At 53.5% G+C, this 17815-nt stretch carries 14 protein-coding genes and 1 riboswitch; of the genes, 4 read left to right on the top strand and 10 right to left on the bottom strand.

What is annotated here, in order from left to right; translation table 11 throughout:
• Positions 1 to 59 precede the first annotated feature (59 nt).
• From F456_RS0114880 to F456_RS0114870, 3 genes are all read right to left on the bottom strand, one after another.
• Positions 60 to 1748, bottom strand: a complete 1689-nt coding sequence (locus F456_RS0114880; RefSeq protein ID WP_018977843.1) for a glycoside hydrolase family 13 protein — start codon at positions 1746 to 1748, stop codon at positions 60 to 62.
• Positions 1749 to 2051: 303 nt separating this feature from the next.
• The gene (locus F456_RS22715; RefSeq protein ID WP_018977842.1) at positions 2052 to 3461 is read right to left on the bottom strand and encodes a nucleobase:cation symporter-2 family protein; all 1410 of its coding nucleotides are present in this window, start codon (positions 3459 to 3461) and stop codon (positions 2052 to 2054) included.
• Positions 3462 to 3510: 49 nt separating this feature from the next.
• Entirely contained in the window at positions 3511 to 4095 is a 585-nt protein-coding gene (locus F456_RS0114870; protein WP_018977841.1) for a xanthine phosphoribosyltransferase, read from the bottom strand.
• A gap of 248 nt (positions 4096 to 4343) precedes the next feature.
• Positions 4344 to 4443, bottom strand: a riboswitch (purine riboswitch).
• Positions 4444 to 4575: 132 nt separating this feature from the next.
• Between F456_RS0114870 and mscL the strand changes: the two genes are divergently transcribed.
• Positions 4576 to 5052 carry a large conductance mechanosensitive channel protein MscL gene (gene mscL, locus F456_RS0114860; RefSeq protein ID WP_018977839.1) on the top strand — a complete coding sequence of 159 codons (477 nt, stop codon included), beginning with the start codon at positions 4576 to 4578 and terminating at the stop codon, positions 5050 to 5052.
• A gap of 104 nt (positions 5053 to 5156) precedes the next feature.
• Here mscL and F456_RS0114855 read toward each other — a convergent pair whose 3' ends face one another.
• Together F456_RS0114855 and F456_RS23705 are read right to left on the bottom strand one after the other, a co-directional pair.
• Complete coding sequence (locus F456_RS0114855; protein WP_018977838.1) at positions 5157 to 5465, bottom strand: hypothetical protein; 309 nt, start codon at positions 5463 to 5465, stop codon at positions 5157 to 5159.
• Positions 5466 to 5647: 182 nt separating this feature from the next.
• A complete protein-coding gene (locus F456_RS23705) occupies positions 5648 to 6946 on the bottom strand; it encodes a hypothetical protein (protein WP_018977837.1) in 1299 nt (432 codons plus the stop codon).
• 456 nt (positions 6947 to 7402) lie between these two features.
• On the opposite strand from F456_RS23705, the gene F456_RS22700 reads away from it, so the two are divergent.
• Positions 7403 to 8266: a GTP pyrophosphokinase gene (locus F456_RS22700; protein ID WP_018977835.1), complete on the top strand. Its 864-nt coding sequence runs from the start codon at positions 7403 to 7405 to the stop codon at positions 8264 to 8266.
• Positions 8267 to 8477: 211 nt separating this feature from the next.
• Here F456_RS22700 and F456_RS0114835 read toward each other — a convergent pair whose 3' ends face one another.
• The 3 genes from F456_RS0114835 to F456_RS0114825 all read right to left on the bottom strand — a co-directional run bounded on the left by F456_RS0114835 (position 8478) and on the right by F456_RS0114825 (position 13300).
• Entirely contained in the window at positions 8478 to 9296 is an 819-nt protein-coding gene (locus F456_RS0114835) for a M15 family metallopeptidase (RefSeq protein WP_018977834.1), read from the bottom strand.
• Between the two features lie 83 nt (positions 9297 to 9379).
• Positions 9380 to 10141 carry a hypothetical protein gene (locus F456_RS0114830; protein ID WP_018977833.1) on the bottom strand — a complete coding sequence of 254 codons (762 nt, stop codon included), beginning with the start codon at positions 10139 to 10141 and terminating at the stop codon, positions 9380 to 9382.
• A 75-nt stretch (positions 10142 to 10216) separates the two neighbouring features.
• On the bottom strand, positions 10217 to 13300 hold the full coding sequence (locus tag F456_RS0114825) for a DEAD/DEAH box helicase (protein WP_018977832.1): 3084 nt from the start codon (positions 13298 to 13300) through the stop codon (positions 10217 to 10219).
• A 415-nt stretch (positions 13301 to 13715) separates the two neighbouring features.
• On the opposite strand from F456_RS0114825, the gene F456_RS24350 reads away from it, so the two are divergent.
• A complete protein-coding gene (locus F456_RS24350) occupies positions 13716 to 13889 on the top strand; it encodes a hypothetical protein (RefSeq protein WP_018977831.1) in 174 nt (57 codons plus the stop codon).
• 265 nt (positions 13890 to 14154) lie between these two features.
• On the top strand, positions 14155 to 14631 hold the full coding sequence (locus tag F456_RS0114815; protein ID WP_018977830.1) for an HTH domain-containing protein: 477 nt from the start codon (positions 14155 to 14157) through the stop codon (positions 14629 to 14631).
• Between the two features lie 62 nt (positions 14632 to 14693).
• On the opposite strand, the gene F456_RS0114810 is transcribed toward F456_RS0114815, so the two are convergent.
• Positions 14694 to 15200, bottom strand: a complete 507-nt coding sequence (locus F456_RS0114810) for a hypothetical protein (RefSeq protein WP_018977829.1) — start codon at positions 15198 to 15200, stop codon at positions 14694 to 14696.
• Between the two features lie 118 nt (positions 15201 to 15318).
• The gene (locus F456_RS0114805; RefSeq protein ID WP_018977828.1) at positions 15319 to 17760 is read right to left on the bottom strand and encodes a glycoside hydrolase family 31 protein; all 2442 of its coding nucleotides are present in this window, start codon (positions 17758 to 17760) and stop codon (positions 15319 to 15321) included.
• Positions 17761 to 17815 lie beyond the last annotated feature (55 nt).

Here is a 17815-nt window from a genome sequence, read left to right as displayed (position 1 = left end):
GCTTATATGCAACACCGGTTTTTCTACACTTATTAGCATGAAGAAAATATACAAATCTATTAACTCAACTTATACACCCTCGCCTCATAAGGCCGCAGCGTCAAACTGTACAGATCCTCATCTTCCAGAGGTTCGTAGTTAGAAATCAGCAGTTCTTCTTTCATTCCCTGCAGGTCTTCCGGCCAGTCGAACGTCGGCGTACCGCTGAAGAAGTTCAAGATGACCAGCAGCTTTTCCTCTTCCCATGTTCGTACGAACGCATAGATTTCTTCGTGCAGCGGCAGCAGCAGCTTGTAGTCGCCGTATACAAGCACCTCGTGCTTTTTACGCAGGGCAATCAGTTTGCGGTAATGATGGAAGATGGAATTCGGGTCTCGGCGCGCCGCTTCCACATTGATCTTCGTATAGTTCGGATTGACGTTCATCCAAGGCTCTCCGTCCGTGAAGCCGGCATGTTCGTCGAAGTTCCACTGCATCGGCGTCCGGGCGTTGTCGCGGCTTTTTTTCCAGATGCGCTCCATGATTTCCCGTTCGTCCATGCCCTTGTTCTTGCACTGCTTGTAATAGTTCAGCGTTTCGACATCCCGATATTGATCGATCGATTCAAACTGTACGTTGGTCATGCCGATCTCTTCGCCCTGATAAATGTACGGCGTTCCTTGAAGCGTATGCAGGAACGTCCCGAGCATCTTCGCCGAACGTACGCGGTAGTCTTTGTCGTTGCCGAATCTGGAAACTTGGCGCGGCTGATCGTGATTGCTCATATAGTTGGCATTCCAGCCTTTTTTGTGCAAAACGGTCTGCCAGCGGCTCATGATCTTCTTAAGGTCGATCAGCGTCCACGGCTTAATGTCCCACTTGCCCGTTCCGCCGGACTTGGCATCCAGGAACATGTGCTCAAATTGAAAAATCATATCCAGCTCATTGCGCCCTTCACCGACGTAATCAAGTGCCTGCTCAGGTCCGAGACCGGACACTTCGCCCACGTTCATAATGTCGTAAAAGTCCAGCACGTCTTCGTTCAGCGAACGCAGGAAATAGTGCACTTTGTCCAGATTGGAGAAAAAGTGATACGCCTGCACGACCGGAAGGTTCTGCGGATTATCCGCGTCAGGAAGCCCTTCGGCTTTGACGATGTGCGAGATGGCGTCGAAACGGAAGCCGTCCACCCCTTTTTCCAGCCACCATTTCACCATGTCATGCAGCTCACGGACAACCTCGGGATTTTCCCAGTTCAGATCCGGCTGTTCCTTCGCGTACAGGTGCATATAATACTCCTGGGTGCGCTCGTCGAACTCCCATACGGAGCCGCTGAAATAAGACTCCCAGTTGTTCGGATAACCGCCGTTTTCTTTCGGTTCGCGCCAGATGTAGTAATCTCGCTTGGGGTTGTCTTTGGAAGACGACGATTCGATAAACCATTCATGCAGATGCGAGCTGTGGTTAAGCACCAGATCCATAATGATCCGGATGCTGCGGGCATGCGCCTTCTGAAGCAGCTCGTCAAAATCTTCCATCGTGCCGTACTTCGGATCAATGCCATAGTAGTCGCTGATATCGTATCCGTTGTCATAGTCAGGGGACGTATAGATTGGGCAGATCCAGATCGCATCGACGCCCAGTTCCTGCAGGTAATCCAATTTCTCGATAATTCCGCGAAGATCCCCCTTACCATCGCCTGTGGAATCTTTGAAACTGATTGGATAGATTTGATAAATAACGCTTTCTTTCCACCATTTCTTGTTCATTAGTCCGTCACCCCGGAGCGAAGTAGTTTGTTCCATGCAGAGTAGGATGTTCCGTGCAAGTTATGTTATTCTCTATCCTTATTGTAACCACCTTATAGGCAGCTTCTTTCAAAAACAGGGGAAGCATATAGAGAAATGTCGAATTACGCCAAGATTTCGGTGAAATAACGAACTTTTGCAGTTTTCCGATCTATTTTTTTCGTAAAAAAAGACCGGTCACCCCATCTTGTCGGGAACCGGTCCATCTTCCAAAGCATGCAGAATCATGATGTATACTCTCTGCGCTTTTTTCAAAAAAGTTTTTTAATTTGCATTTTTTTTATTTAAAGCTTTTTCACTTGAAGCTGCTTTATCGAGAGTTTGTTCTTCGCCGCCAAACACATCGTCGTCGCCGGTGACCTTCAAATGTGCGTTTTTCTCGCCCAGTCCGTTAAACAGCAGATTCATGACGATCGCCGTGAAGCTGCCCGCGATGATGCCATTGTCCACCAGGATGCGCAGCTGCTCCGGCAGTCCTGCGAACAGTCCCGGTACCGTCGAGACCCCAAGGCCCATACCGACGGAGCAGGCGATGATGAACAGGTTCTCGTGCCTTGACAGATCAACCTGATCACCCAGTACGCGTACGCCGGACGAGAGCACGAGGCCGAACAGCGCGACCATCGCGCCGCCGAGTACCGAGGACGGGATGAGCTGCGCCGTTGCGGCGATCTTCGGAATGAATCCGACGAGCACAAGCAGGATACCAGCAACGGCGACAACATCGCGCGTCTTCACACGGCTCATCTGCACAAGACCGACGTTCTGCGAATAAGTCGTATACGGGAACGAGTTGAACACGCCGCCCAACATGATCGCAAGGCCTTCCGCCCGATAGCCGCGTGCCAGCTCCTTGGAACCGATGTCGCGGCCGACGATGCGTCCCAATACCATAAACACGCCTGTCGATTCGACGACGCTGACGATCGCAACGAGAATCATCGTGAGGATCGCGCTGAGGTTAAAGACCGGTGTTGCGAAATGGAACGGCGTGATCGCGTGGAACCAGCTTGCGTTTGCCACCGGAGAGAAGTCGACTTTGCCCATGAACGCCGCGACAACCGTGCCGACGATCAGGCCGATCAGGATCGAAATGGAACGGATAAAGCCGGTCGAGACGCGGTTCAGCAGCACGATGAAGATCAGTACGCCGAAGCCGAGCATAATGTTAGACAAGCTGCCGAAGTCTTCCGCACCCTGTCCGCCGCCGAGATTCGTCATGGCCGTCGGAATCAAGGTTACGCCGATAATGGTCACGACGGAGCCCGTTACGATCGGCGGGAATAGGCGAATCAATTGGCCGAACAAGCCGGAGAATAGGAAAATGAACAGACCCGAAGCGATAATCGCGCCGTAGATGGCCCCAATGCCCATACCCGGCGCATTGCCGATCATAATCATTGGCGAGACGGCTTGGAACGCACAGCCGAGCACGACAGGAAGCTTAATACCGAAGAAGCGGTTACCCCACACCTGCATTAATGTTGCCACGCCGCAGGCCAGCAGATCGATCGCAATCAGGTATGTAAGCTGTTCCGGTGTCATACCGATCGCTCTGCCGACAATCATCGGAACGACGATCGCACCGGCGTACATCGCCATAACGTGCTGCAGTCCCAGTGAGAAAGTTTTCGCCGGATGGCGGTGTCTTTGGAAAATTCGATCCGAACTCATAAAGCGTAATTCCCCCTAGAATAATTAAAATGGACAACTCAAATGGCGATTAATGGACATCTTCCGTGACGAACGAGACTTGACCTCCATCCAGGGAAGCGATACGCACCAGCGACTCTACACGGTAACCGGCTTCCTTGATACGCTGTGCACCGCTCTGGAATGACTTTTCGATTACAATGCCAATTCCCGCTACGCTTGCGCCGGCCTGTTCAACAATTCTGGCCAACCCCAGCGCCGCTTCCCCGTGAGCGAGGAAGTCGTCGATGATGAGTACTTTGTCGTTAGGGAACAGGAATTTCTTGGATACGGTGACATCGTTGCTCTGCTGCTTCGTGAACGAGTATACCTTCTCCACGTAAATGTCTTCCCGCAGCGTTAGCGATTTCTGCTTGCGCGCGAAGATCATCGGGACTTCCAGTTCCAGAGCAGCCATGATCGCCGGTGCGATTCCGGAAGATTCGATTGTCAGCACTTTGGTAATGCCTTCCCCGGCGAATAGACGCGCAAATTCTTTCCCTACTTCTTTCATCAGAACAGGGTCCATCTGGTGGTTCAGAAAAGAGTCCACTTTCAGTACCTGATCGCTGAGTACAATACCTTCATTCAATACTTTGTCCTGCAAAAGTTTCATGATTGGTTCCCCCCGGATGTCTTTTTTTCAAAAGCAAACTACGCAAAAAGCCCGCCTCTCTTCCGTCACGGAAGAAAAAGCGGACTCGGAATGTACGGCTGCGGACTTCTTCCCGAAGTCTGCCCCGGCGCTGACGAACGGCCAGGCAGCAGGCGCGGCGCCTCATGATTCGGACGCAAGGCGGTGCCGCCGGACTTCGAACGATCCAATCGCTGTTCGAGAACGTCGGGGAACCGGAACTGTAAAAGTTCCAGGCAGCCGTTTTCCGTAGTCCGATCGTTCCGGCGATCGGGTAGAGACATGCGGGCCTATTCCCGCACCTATACGAAAAACAGAATAATGTTTGCAGTATACTCCGAATTTTGTCGAATGAAAAGTGAAATTTACATGAAAGGTGAGTTTTATTTCATGTAAAATAAAAAACGGCCGATAAGAAAATCGGTTTATCATCCGGACATTCAGTCCGAAAGGAGTATTTCTATGGGAATTGTAAAAGAATTCAAAGAATTTGCCATGCGCGGCAATGTCATCGATCTGGCGGTAGGCGTCATTATCGGGGCGGCATTTGGCAAGATCGTTACTTCGCTTGTTAATGACATCATCATGCCTCCGATCGGCAAGGTGCTCGGCGGTGTCGATTTTGCGAATCTGTTTTTTAACCTTGATCCGGATATTACGCTGGCTGACGGTTCGCCGGTTCGCTCGTTGGCCCAAGCCCAGGAATCGGGCGCCGCTGTCATTGCTTACGGACAATTCATCAACAATATTATCGATTTCCTGATTGTCGCATTCTGCATCTTCATCCTGGTCAAAGGAATCAATATGCTGAAGCGTCAAGAACACGAAAAGCCGCAGCCGGAAAAAACAACGCGCGAATGCCCATACTGCCTGAGCGAAATATCGGCCAAAGCGAGCCGCTGCCCGCACTGCACGTCGGAACTCGAAGCGGCAGTTTAGAGAGACGCAGAATGAATCTTTTCAATGAAAAAGAAGCTCGAAACGCCGCTTGAGAACGGCATCTTCCGAGCTTCTTTTTTGATACCTCTGGATTTCGCTGTTCCTCAAATCGGACGATTGCGATTCGGGAGAAGATTGGCGACAATCGAGTTCAAATAGTGGTCTTCGGAGCCTTTTTCTTCACCCATGTCCAATTCCCGAACCCGGAGCCACTCATACGAAGCGGAAGAATCTGTAGGCTTGAACAGCAGCTGTTCCGGATCGTCGAGGCGCACATTATACCCCATACGCGCAAACATTTGAAGAAGCTGCTCCTCTCCCGGTTCTTCGCCTTTGCCCAATATAATCAAGCCTCTCAACTGCTTCGGCTCTTTATCCTGCATGACTTCAAATCTTACGATGCATTCTATCATCACTGCTCATCCTTTCCTATAAGCTTGCCGGCTAACATTGCAACGTTTTTCACATCCATACTCCTCCATACGTATTCACCTTCAAAACGTTGCATTAATCAGAAAATAATCAGAAAAATACCGATCTTTGTTCAATGACAAAGATCGGTATTCGTCTTACCTGGCTGCTGAAACCGAGCCGATTAGATTTGTTCTGAAGCGCAGTGCGGACACCATTTGGAACCTTTAGGCAGTCCGCTTCCACAGACTTGGCAGCGCACGACTTCGCCGACCGGACGCCGGATAATCAGTTCTTCTTCGCTCCCAATCTCCGTTCCACGATTCCAAGAAGCGATCAGACGATCCAGTTCATCCTGACGCTCCTTCTCGCGCTCAATTCGTTCCCTCTGCCGGCGCTCGTACTCCGGATCATGGGCGGGTCTCTGTTCTTCCTCGTGCACCGTTTGCGTTTGCGGTTCCGCTGCTGCTCTAGGTTCCGCTCCGCTCTGCGCCTCCTTCAGCTTGCTGCGCTCGCGTGCGCGAATCTCGCGCAGTTCGCGGCGCTGACGTTCCTCACGCTGCTCCAGCGTTTCTTCATCACCGCGTAAACTCGCCTCTGAGCTTCCATAACTCTTCTCTTCTTCCCGATCCTGAACTGAATCGCTATACTGATCGGCATCTTCCTCATACTGCGCCGCATCGCGATTGCTTTCAAGTTCATGCTGCTCCGCACTTCCCAGCTCAAAACGTTTGGTCTCGAACTGTTCGTCTGCATACTCGTCTTCGGATTGCGGCTGAACGTCATAACGTACGCTGTCCTGATGACGTTCTTCTTCAGGCTGTACTTCGTAACGCCGGTTGTTCCGATAGCGTTCCGTTTCACTCTCTGCGTACCTTTCCTGCATTTCTTCAAGAGATTGATCTTTGCCGAATGCCTCTTCGCCGCGTTCATCCTCATAAGCCCAATCTTCCCGGCCAAAATCCGGATCGTCGACCAGGTTATGTACGGCTTCCGCTTCGACTTCCGTTTGGACAGTCGATTCTTTGCGAAGCTCTACCCGTTCTTCGGAACGAACAGGTGGCTTGGCTGAAGCGGCAGCCGGTTTTGTAGAAACTGTCGGCGCTTCTCCCCCCGTCTTCGCCTGTTCTCCCGACGACAGCTCTCGTCCGCAGTGCGGACAAGATACCGCATCGGCCTCCAGCCTTGCCCCGCATACGCATAACTGCTCGCTGCGCAGCTTCGCAATCCGGATACGCAGTTCTGCAATCTCTTCGTTCAGCTGGTCGCAGACGGTACACAATTCCATAATCTCCTCTTCAGCCGGTGCCGTATTGCGATTGCTGTAATTTTCGTAAAACACCTGTCCCATACGCAGAAAATGCACATCAATTTCGCGCTGAATATCCGAGATATGGCTGTTTAATCGGCCGATCTCTACTGCGCTCTGAGCGCGTTCGGTAGCTCGACCCGCGCCGTCCTTGATCCGCTGCAAAATGTTCAAGTTCGTCTCCTCCTCTGTCCCGATCGGCGCAGCTTCCCGCAGCCGAAAAGCCGGCGCCGCACGCTTGTCCTTTTCATTTTACACGATTTGCGTCGGCCTGCGACAACCGGCGATGCCCTATGAATTTCGGGATTCGCTTCCCGCTCTTCCGGTTACAAGATAAAACGGGCTTCAGCGCATACCCAAACCGCAAGCGTTCCGGTCCGGTACATCGGCTCAGGCTGTCTGCCGCTCGAGTATCGATAAACATCGGACCCGAGTTCGGACAGCATACCTGCATATGCCTTTACAGTGATTTCTGCCGCAAACTGCATGTTTTTTGCCAGAATACCGAGCCTGATTCCCTATCGTAACGCCATCATTTGGACGGCTTATGATAATCGGGTCCCTATGCTTGTCAGTTTACAATAGATGCGCCAATCCCACAATCCAAGCTCATTTCAGGAGAAGATCATTTTGAATACAAGTACTCAATTTCCAGGTTCGGCAGAAGATGCCGAGCGAGAAGCGCTAAGATACGCAGCCTGCCTGCCCGGTGAAGAAATTCTTTTCCCGGAAGGACGTTGGGTTCAACAGCCTTCCTTATATCGCAGCGCACTGCAAGCACTGCGATCCGAGATCGAAATCATCCGTCAGGAATGGAAAAGCGACGAAGGCTTCAGCCCTATCGAGCACATCAAGACCCGAATCAAGGAGCCGGACAGCATCCTTGATAAGCTGTCTCGGCTTGGCGTCAAGCCGACTCTCGACCATACGATCGAACGTATTCATGACCTTGCGGGCATGCGGATCGTATTTGCATTCGTTACCGACATTTACCTTCTGCTCGATCGAATCGATCGGCATCCGAATCTGCAGATTTTATGGACCAAGGATTATATTATGAATCCAAAGCCCAACGGCTATCGCAGCCTGCATGCAGAACTGTCGGTTCCCGTTATGTTTGCCGGCCGCCTCTGCCATGTGCGGGTCGAAGTACAGATGCGTACGCTGGCAATGGATTTCTGGGCCAGCCTGGAGCATATTTTGCTGTACAAATACGACCGCAGGGTACCGGATCACCTCGTACGCGAGCTCTCTTCCGCGGCCGGGGCCGCAGGCGAACTGGATCACAAAATGCTGGCTTTGCGCAGCGAAGTCCTGTCGCTCAGTGATGAAGATGAACAGACGCAGCATGCTGCAAGGGCTCTCCAGACTCCTGTTCAAAAAGCCGAACACCGGCAAACTCTTCACAAGCCCCGCATTGTCCGCAGCGAGAGGGAGCGGCGGATCGGAATCCGACCGAATTCGGGTGGACGCCGATTTCCGTTTATCCCTTAAGAAACAGCTGCCAAAACAGAAAATCAAACAAAACGCCGAACCCCTTTCGTCTTATGAAAGAGGTTCAGCGTTTTTTGTTCCCAAAGGTCCGCAGCCTGTATACAAGCCGCTCAATCTTCAGTTTTTAGATGGACCTTTTCTTACTGATTGTTTGTTATTGGACGTTTCCTATTGAGGGTTTCTTACTGGATGCTTCTTACTAATTGTTTCTCTACTGCCCGCTTTTTAAATGATTTTCGTCCAGGTATTCTTCAAGTGCCAATCCGCTGTCATATACCGCTTTGGCAAGATCTTTGCCTACGTAACGAACATGCCAAGGTTCATACGAATAACCGGTGATCTCTTCTTTGCCTTTTAAATAATGAACGATGAATCCGTATTCCTGCGCATGCTCGGCCACCCAGCGGCCTTCTTCTGTATCGCCAAAAGTCTGTTCCAATTCATTGCCTGCGCTGAGTGCCGATATATCCATCGCCAATCCGGTTTGGTGTTCGCTCGTACCTGGAGGCGCACTGAATTTGGCCGCTTCTTCTTCACCACGCTTGGCTACATTGTTAGCGTAGATGGACTGCTGACGAACGTAAGAACGATAACCCGATACGGCATATAATTCGATATTGGCGTTTTTCGCCCCTTCAAAGAGCTCTTCAAGCGCCGACGCCGCTTCTTTTCTCAGATGACTCTTTTCAATCGTCCCTTCGAAGGAAAACGGAACATTCGGCACGACCAGATCAGAAGGCTCATAGCCATCCGGCAAGTAACGCTCTTTGTTGACGACAACGCGAATCGAAGCCGGGTTAGTGACAACATTCTTGCCGCCCTTCTCTTGAATCGTCGCTTGAAGCGAATCCGCCGCAAACGGACTCGGCGGGTTATCCGTCTCGGCATTTGCCTGTCCATTGGACGACTGCTGCGCTTCCTGATCCGGTTCCTTTGATGCGCCTGCGGCGCCGCAGGCGCTCAACAATCCTGCCGCCAGAGCCGTGCCGAGCACGAAGGCTCCCCATCTCGCTGCCGTATTTTTCCCCATTCTGATTCCTCCCTGCTCTTCTGCACTGCTCCCCGCTCTTCTGCGCTGCTTCTGATGATCTCATTCGAACTTATGTTTAGCGCTCAACCGTTCATTCGGGCGCGCATTGCCCGCCGCAGTTCCGCCAGTGCGGATTCTGCCGCAGCCGTATCGGGCAGCAGCGAAAGGTCACAAGAATGTGGCGCTGCCTCGTTCTGCTCGGACGACGATTCATCCGGCAGTCGTCCATGCTCGTGCAGCACGCCTTTCTCGGCCGCTGCCGCAATCCATTCGGCGATCTCTCGACCGCCACCTTCTGCTGCAGCGCGCGGCGCCGCCTTCGGTGCAGGCTCATCCGTAGGTGCTTCCCAGTCGTCGCTCCAGCCGGCCATAGCCTCGGCGGCCAGCTCGGCGGGTTCGATTCCGGCGAGCATGAGTCCGAACGCCGCATTCGTCCGGACTACCTCGGCTGCCGCCTCGAGGGCAGCCATGACTTCCGGGCCGCCGCCCTTGTCTGCAGCGGCCAGCTCCCAAGCGGCTTCGCCACCGCCGAGCGGCAGCGTCGTCCGCACGGCCGCAGCTTCGCTTCCGGACTGTTTGCCGGGCGGAAGCAAAACTTCGCGGCCGGCTTGTTTCCGGCCGCCGAATTGTACCGTAAGCTCGGACGCTTCGCCGAGTAGACGATACAAATCAAGTGCAGAGCGGCCAGCCAGCTGCTGCCATTCTGCCCGCTGCTGCGGTGCTGCCGGAAGCAGCGGAATCTCGATGCGGCGGGAATCCCGGCCGCCCTCCTGCCGTTCTTCTTCAATTACGGCAGCCAGCAGGCCAAGCTTCGCTTCCAATTGTACAATGTGCAAGCTGTTCATCTCTATATAACCCCTCTTCGCCGGGCGCGCATTCGCTTCTCAGACCGCTTCTGCGCCCCGGACGCCTCGCGGCGTTTACTCGATCCGCTCGTTTCCCTGCAGGGAAACGAGCGTACGCAGCTCCTCGTTGGACATTTCCGTCAACCAACGCTCTCCTGTGCCCGTCACACGTTCGGCCAGCGTTTTCTTGTTCTCGATCATCTCGTCGATTCGTTCCTCCAATGTACCCTGACAGATCAGCTTATGCACTTGTACGCCGCGCCGCTGTCCAATCCGGAATACTCGGTCTGTTGCCTGGTTTTCGACGGCCGGGTTCCACCAGCGGTCAAAATGCACAACATGGTTCGCTCTCGTAAGATTGAGACCGAGCCCGCCGGCCTTCAACGAAAGGATAAATGCGCTTGCGCCTTCGCCTTCTTGGAAGGTGCGAATCATGCGATCCCGCTCTTCCTTCTTCACTGCCCCGTGCAGGAACATCGGCTCCTCGCCATAACGCCGGTGCAGTTCTTCCGCCAGCAGCTTGCCCATTCGGACGTACTGGGTAAAAATAAGCACCGATTCGCCATTGTCGCGAATGCGGTCAAGCAGCTCGATCAGCTGCATCAGCTTGCCGGACTTCTCCGCCTTGAATGCGCCGGTATGCTCTTTGACAAGCGCCGGATGATCACAGATCTGCTTGAGCCGCGTCAGTGCCGATAATACGATTCCCTGCCGGACTGTCCGGCTTGAAGCCTCCTGGCTTTCGACCTTCTGCATCAGCTCGCCGACGACCGATTGATACATGCCCGCCTGGTCGATCGACAGCTCGCAGTAAGACTTCAGTTCAATCTTCTCCGGCAGATCCTTGCGGATATCCGGATCGCTCTTCAGACGTCTCAGCATAAACGGTGCCACCATCGTACGCAGCTTGTCGCTCTCCTCCGGCACATGCGGCGCGTTGGCGCCAAAACGGCGTCGGAACGAAGCCGCCGAACCCAAATAACCGGGATTCATGAACTGAAAGATCGACCACAGCTCGGCCAGACGGTTCTCGACCGGAGTCCCGGTTACGGCAATCCGATGCGGCGAGTTCAACTTCATGACGTTCTGCGCCTGTTTCGTACCGTAGTTTTTGATCGACTGCGCTTCGTCCAATACTACCGATGCCCAGACGATGCCTCGGAATTCTTCGACATCGCGGCCGATCAGCGGATACGTGGTCAGAATGATATCGTGTTCGCGCACACAGTGTTCGAACGATTCGCCTTTCAGCCGCTGGGTGCCGTGATGCACATGGACCGTAAACTTCGGAGCGAATCGCTGGATCTCACGCTGCCAGTTGCCGAGCAGCGATGTCGGACAGACGATCAGCTTCGGTCCCGGCATCGGATGGTCAAGCAGACAAGCGATAACCTGCACCGTCTTGCCTAGACCCATGTCGTCGGCCAGACAAGCGCCGAATCCCATTTCCCGCATGGAAGACAGCCAACGGTAGCCTCGTTCCTGGTAAGGACGCAGCGTACCGTTCAGCGCTTCGGGTACGGAATGCTCGGAAGAAGATCTGCCTCCGCCTCGCAGCAGGTCGTACAGCAGACCATAGGTCTCGATGCCCGAGACGCCGACTCCATTCCAGACGGAGTCGTCTTCTGCGGCTGACAGCTTAAGCAGTTCGCCGAAGGTCATCTCGTGAACGGTCTGTTTTTTGAGCAGACGCAGCACTTGACGAACCTCTTTGATATCCACCTCAACCCACTCGCCGTTCAGGAATACCAGCGGCACACCGTCTTCGGCAATCCGGCGAAGTTCTTCAAGACCGATCGAAGTCTCGCCAATTGTCGCTTCCAGGTCGAACTCGACCAACTGCTTGATACCGAGCGCCGCTTCGCCTTCGCCGCTGCGGCCTGGCTCCAGCCGTGCCTTGAGCTTTACGCCTGCGCTGCGTCTTCCTCTCTTCGTGAATCTTGACGGCATTTCGATCCGCACGCCGGCGGCCCGAAGAGCGGATACGCCAGCCATCAGAAAATCGAACATTTCCTGTGCGTCGAGCCAAGCTTCCTCCGGATGCGGCCGAACAAGCGCCATCTGCAGCTGCGGAACCTGTTCTGCGGCTCGGCCCAACAGCGTCAGCAGCTGCCGCTTGGGATCCTCATAGCGGCGTCCACGCAGCACCAGCTCGTTCTCCGTCAGCCGCCAGATTTCCGAAGCCGGCAGAGAAGCTCCGGCTTCCAGCTCATCCTCGGCACGAAATTCCAGCCGCCAGCGATCCTCTGCCGGACCGTCCGGATCGGAAATACGCGGCTCCAGCCGAAGCCCCAGACGGAGCTGCGCGCTTGCCGATTCGTCACCTTCCTCGCTCTGCGGTACCGAACCGCCCAGCGCTGCAATCTGCTGCTCCAGCTCTTCGATATCTTCCGAACCGCCCTGCACTTTGGTTTCCCGCTGCGGATCGAGCAGACTGTTCCACCACAGTGCAGACAGCGGCGAATACCCTCGCCGATAAGGCAGCCGCATCTGCGGCAGCGCACTGCGCATGCTGCCGAGCATCATTCGCATTTGTCCGTCGATCAGTGCGGACAGGAACGAATGCAGCACCAGCTCGCGTGCCCGTCCAAGTGGAGGCGATTCTTCCTCGTCGCCTACGGCACCGGGCGCCGTCAGTCCAATTGGCGGCATCGCCGCAGCCAGCGCGGCAAAGCGCTCACGGTCTTCCGCCCGCTCCAGAAGCGGCTTCCATGTACCGGTGAAGGTCAGCTCGGATGCTCTCCGTGCACTGACCCTCGCCGGAGGATCCGCTGCCGGCGCAAAGCAACCGGCAGCCAGCAGATCGCGTGCAAAGCGCACTGCAGCACCCCAATAACGCATCTCCGCGCCCAGTGCAAAGCCCTGTGCAGCGAATTTGCTTTCGTCGAATTCCGACAGCAGCGTAAAGGCTGCGGTCGCGGGCAGCGCCAGCCCTTCAAGCGTTCGGCCGCCGAAGCCGCGGCTGCGTCCACGGCGCGAAGACGCGCCCGGCCAGCGCAGCTCGGCCAGCCGGAGCGCTGCCTGCCGCAGCGGTTTTTCGCCATGAATATCCAGTTTTCTCACCTGCCGGGTCCAAGCGTCTACCTTCGGCTCCGACGTTTCGCCAGAGAAGCAGAAGAAGACGTCTCCCAGCCATATTCCATAAAGCGGTTGATTCATGTTTGTCCCCCGTCTTGTCCGCTTTTTTATGCAAAATCAAAAATAAGCCAAAATTGCCCTTCTCCCCATTCTAAACGATATTCGTCATTTTTTCGACTGATTCTGCAAGACAATCCATATACCGTCCCGTTTTTTCGGCAAAAAAACTTGACCGGATCGACAGCTCCGCTTCAAGATAAAAAGACTAAACACAGAATACACAAAAGAAAATACACGTTTCAAACGCCTTCTCGAAAGCGGAACCTTGCAAAAACAGTGCATGTTCTGCAAGACTCGTATGTTCAGGACCGATTATGCTGGAAATGAAAGAACCGGGAGACAAGTGGAGCTCGCCTCGCCAAACAGCTGCGCGGAAAGCGTACTTCAATCGACTGAATGCAGCCTGCGACAAGCCGGTATAGGAAGGACAGATGGGATGGATTGGATGAACCGTATGAATGCGGCTTTCGATTATATTGAGACACGCTTGGCCAAGGAGAATTTCGTATACCGCAGCGGCAAGAGCTGTCTGCTGTCCGGCCCAGCATTTTCAGCACATGTTCGCCTTTGTCACGGAAGTCCATACTTTGAATACGGAGCAGGCATTTGAGGAACTGGTAGACCTTCCGGCCGTTGAATGTTACCTCCCTCCCGAGGAGCACCGAAATGAGCTGTGGATTCCGGTTATCCCAACAAGCTGAGCGCTTTCGCTCAGCTTGTTTATCGAACTTCTTTGTTGAACTTCTTTGTTGAACTTTTCTTGTCTTCTGTTCCTTTCCAGCATTTGAGAGTCTCCGGCCCGACTGGTGTATAATGGGGTTGTCTGCCTCATTTTCATTCTAATTTATTCTATTTTTTGCAAGGAGGCTCCTGCCATGAACGAAAATCGCAAGCGCATCATCGAAATAGACGAAGAACCGCTTCCCCATGACACTATCGGCAGTGTCGATCTGCTTCATCGGGCCATGGACACGTACAAAATCTCTTACGAATCGTTAGAGCGACTCACCGCAATCGGCCGGGACGATTGGGAAGCCTATCTGAGCGGCGATACCGATCTGGAACATATAGATGCCGGGAAGCGCTCCGCTGCGTTCGATCTGATCGCTTTTCTCGGTATGGGTATTAATACGCCGCAAATTCTGCCCGAGGAACGTCTCAAAGCGATTATGCAGGGCCTATCGGAGAGCTTCGGCTTTACCGCAGAAACGCTCGCGCTGCAAAGCGGAGTCGAGCCTTCGGATGCCGAACGTTTTCTCGCCGGAAGAAAAGTTGCTGCCGAAAAGCGCTTCAAGCTGGCTATGGGCGTATTATTCCTATACTTCTTGATTTACCGCAAGCCCGAAATATAAAAAAGCCGAACGCATTGCGCGTTCGGTTTTTTTATCTGCCGTTCAATAGGACTGGCAGCTTCTCAGATAACAGCTCCGCGGCTCTCTACCAGCTTGACGATCCAATCGTCGAACGCTGTGAAACTGCAAGTTTCCATCCATTGCTCAGGCGATATTTCGGAATGAAAAACGCCGTACCGTTCATGGCGTTCCCTGCCCGGTCTGAATCCACCGAATGAACCGAACTTAGGGATCGACACGCCAAGCAGCAGTTCGGGATAGGGGTTCTTCCCGTAACCGTCGAATACTTTTTTCGAGAAGTCCGCAATTTCGTCGGGACCCAGAATTTCAATTCCTCCGCTAAGCGGCCCTGCGAACAGCTCGACCGCTCCCACTCCGATCAGCAGACGTTTATATTCGGCCGGCAGCTCAAGTCCCGAACTCCGTTCGAACGCCTCCAACTCTTTTCCCGAAAAAGTTCGGCGTCTGGAAAATCGGTACGGTTCTCCGTTCTCAAGCTCAATAAAGCTTCCTTCGCTCGCCCGGATCCACGCATTAATTTGGTCGTATGCCTCAATGATTTTCCACATATCTTTCTTCAGCTCCCGCTTCGCGTTTATCCGTGCTTCCTTCTATTATATCGAAAAAGCCGAAAACGGCCCGGATGGACCGCTTTCGACCTTAATTATGCTGTTTGCTATCCGTATTTTATCCTTTTAGCTTGAATGTCGCTCCTTGGGTTCTATCCTGAATCTGGAGAACCAAGCCCCCGGTCTGTCTGTCGATATACCAACCTTCCTGTCCGTGCTCCGCTTCTTCCGGATTCAGTTCTTTCAAACCCTCGATCTCCGCCGGCTTGAATGCCGTGCAGACGAGTGCAAAGCGGACCAGATTGCGATTGGCGGTGTAGCCGTGCCTTTCGTAACGATAACTCAGCTCCAATTCATTTTCCCCACCGCGCAGCTCGAATCGAATCATTGAAGAGACGCCGCTGACGTAATCGAAACTTGCACCGTCATCTTCATAAAGGCTGTACGACGCATGGAATCCGGCCTCTGCTTTCGCTCCATACACACGCAGCGTCAATGTCTCGTCACTCCGATCATCCGCATACAGCTTCGGCGAACCTTCGGCAATTACCGCGCCCGCGCGAATATATAGAGGCATAACGCTGAGCGGTGCATGGGCCAGAATATGGCGTCCCCCTTCCAGGATCTCGCCGCTCCAATAATCGATCCACTGCCCTTCCGGCAGATAGACGGCACGGTGCTCCGTGTTCGGACGATAGATCGGTGCCGCCAGTACATCACTGCCCACCAGGAATTGATCGCACAGGTTGGTCACGTTGGGATCATCCTGATATTCCAGCAGAAGCGGTCTCATTGGCGGAAGTCCTGTTTCAGCTGCCTCGTGGAACAAATTGTACAGATGCGGCATCCAGCGATAACGCAGACCGATATATTCGCGCAGAATGCTTTCAATCTCCGGCCCGAACGACCAAGGTTCCTGACGCATCGTTCCGATCGACGAGTGATTGCGGCAGTAAGGGAAAAGCACGCCCATCTGTGTCCAGCGCACAAGCAGTTCGGCCGACGTATGATGCGCGAAGCCGCCAATATCCGGTCCCGAGAAGGCAAGACCTGACAATCCCATGTTAAGCACCATCGGCATGGCGAGCGCCATATGTTCCCAGAAACTGCGGTTGTCGCCTGTCCAGACAGCCGCATAGCGTTGAATGCCGGAATATCCGGCACGCGTCAGGACGAACGGCCGCTGACCGTCCATATTGCGCTTTAATCCTTCGTAGGTCGCCTTGGACATCAGCATGCCGTATAGATTATGCAGCTCTTCATGCGTTTTCGGATTGCCATTATTACCGTGCATTACGTCAAGATCCATCGTTTTGGAATTGTTGAATACGGCCGGTTCGTTCATATCGTTCCAGATACCGGGAATACCCATATCCGTATAATATTTATGCATATTGCCCCACCATTCGGCGGCTTTGTCGTCTGTGAAATCCGGAAATGCGCTGGTACCCGGCCAAACGTCTCCGAAGAAAATATCACCTTCAAGCTTTCGGCTGAAATAGCCTTTTTCTACGCCCTCGCGGTAAACGGCATATTTCGGATCTTTTTTCACACCGGGATCAACAATTGGAACAATACGGATGCCCAATGATTTCAGTTCGGCCATCATCCCCTCGGGATCGGGAAACCGCACAGGATCGAACGTGAATACCCGATACTCGTCCATATAGTGAATATCCAGGTAGATCACGTCGCACGGAATTTCTTTTTCCCGGAACGTTCTTGCCAGATGCAGCACTTCACTCTGATCCATATAGCTGTAACGCGATTGATGATAACCGAGCGCCCATTTGGGCGGAAGCGCAATCCTTCCGGTCAGCCCGGTATACCCCCGTACAACTTCCTTCAGCGCCGGTCCATAGACGAAGTAGATATCATAATCGCCCGTCGAGCAGCCTATTGTATACGAAATACCATGCGAACGCATATCGAAATCGGTGCGGCCCGGATTATCGAGGAAAATTCCGTAAGAACATTTGCCGTGCATATGCACCAGCAGCGGAATCGACTCATACAGCGCTTCGATCTCCGGCATATGAGGCGCATATACGTCAGTGTTCCACATTGTGTAGCGTTCGCCTTTCTTGTCGAGGAAGCTGGCCTTCTCTCCCAATCCGTAAAAGTGAGAGTCGCCCGGCATATCGTAAACGGAATGGACTGCACCTCGAGGATTCCAGCTCACCGTATTCTGCCGGGCAATCATACGTTCCTCGCGGTCGAATACGGACAGCGCAGAAGTTTTCTTTTCAATCTCAAGCACCAGCTCGCCGCAGCTCAGCTTCCACGACCGCTCTGTTTCTTCCACTTCCGCCTGAAGCGGCTCACCTTTGCGCGGCAGCACGGCAATCGTTGTCGATAGATCGACTTCTCTGCCCATGAACATTTTCATTCGAAAAACTTTCTCTTCCAAAAAAACGAACGCCAGCGATGCGCGCTCTCCCCGGAGCACGTATACACCGTTCATATGATCCAGCGCTCTCGCCCTGCCAATTGTCCCCCAGGCTTCTTGTACCACGATCGGTCCTACTCGGTCGGGATGTATCGCTTCACTTGTATCCATATCTGCCTCAGCTCCTTGTAAAACCTGTCTCTATCCGCGAGTCGGATATTGAGAC

Source organism: Saccharibacillus kuerlensis DSM 22868 (assembly GCF_000378145.1).
GTDB lineage: Bacteria > Bacillota > Bacilli > Paenibacillales > Paenibacillaceae > Saccharibacillus > Saccharibacillus kuerlensis.
This window is presented reverse-complemented; position numbering and strand designations above follow the sequence as displayed.

Bases quoted from the DNA above. Each gene is read 5' to 3' on its own strand.
- F456_RS0114810 (WP_018977829.1), bottom strand. From the start codon at position 15,200: ATGTGGAAAATCATTGAGGCATACGACCAAATTAATGCGTGGATCCGG.
- F456_RS0114805 (WP_018977828.1), bottom strand. From the start codon at position 17,760: ATGGATACAAGTGAAGCGATACATCCCGACCGAGTAGGACCGATCGTG.
- F456_RS22715 (WP_018977842.1), bottom strand. From the start codon at position 3,461: ATGAGTTCGGATCGAATTTTCCAAAGACACCGCCATCCGGCGAAAACT.
- F456_RS0114855 (WP_018977838.1), bottom strand. From the start codon at position 5,465: ATGATAGAATGCATCGTAAGATTTGAAGTCATGCAGGATAAAGAGCCG.
- F456_RS24350 (WP_018977831.1), top strand. From the start codon at position 13,716: ATGGATTGGATGAACCGTATGAATGCGGCTTTCGATTATATTGAGACA.
- F456_RS0114830 (WP_018977833.1), bottom strand. From the start codon at position 10,141: ATGAACAGCTTGCACATTGTACAATTGGAAGCGAAGCTTGGCCTGCTG.
- F456_RS0114835 (WP_018977834.1), bottom strand. From the start codon at position 9,296: ATGGGGAAAAATACGGCAGCGAGATGGGGAGCCTTCGTGCTCGGCACG.
- mscL (WP_018977839.1), top strand. From the start codon at position 4,576: ATGGGAATTGTAAAAGAATTCAAAGAATTTGCCATGCGCGGCAATGTC.
- F456_RS0114880 (WP_018977843.1), bottom strand. From the start codon at position 1,748: ATGAACAAGAAATGGTGGAAAGAAAGCGTTATTTATCAAATCTATCCA.
- F456_RS0114815 (WP_018977830.1), top strand. From the start codon at position 14,155: ATGAACGAAAATCGCAAGCGCATCATCGAAATAGACGAAGAACCGCTT.
- F456_RS0114870 (WP_018977841.1), bottom strand. From the start codon at position 4,095: ATGAAACTTTTGCAGGACAAAGTATTGAATGAAGGTATTGTACTCAGC.
- F456_RS0114825 (WP_018977832.1), bottom strand. From the start codon at position 13,300: ATGAATCAACCGCTTTATGGAATATGGCTGGGAGACGTCTTCTTCTGC.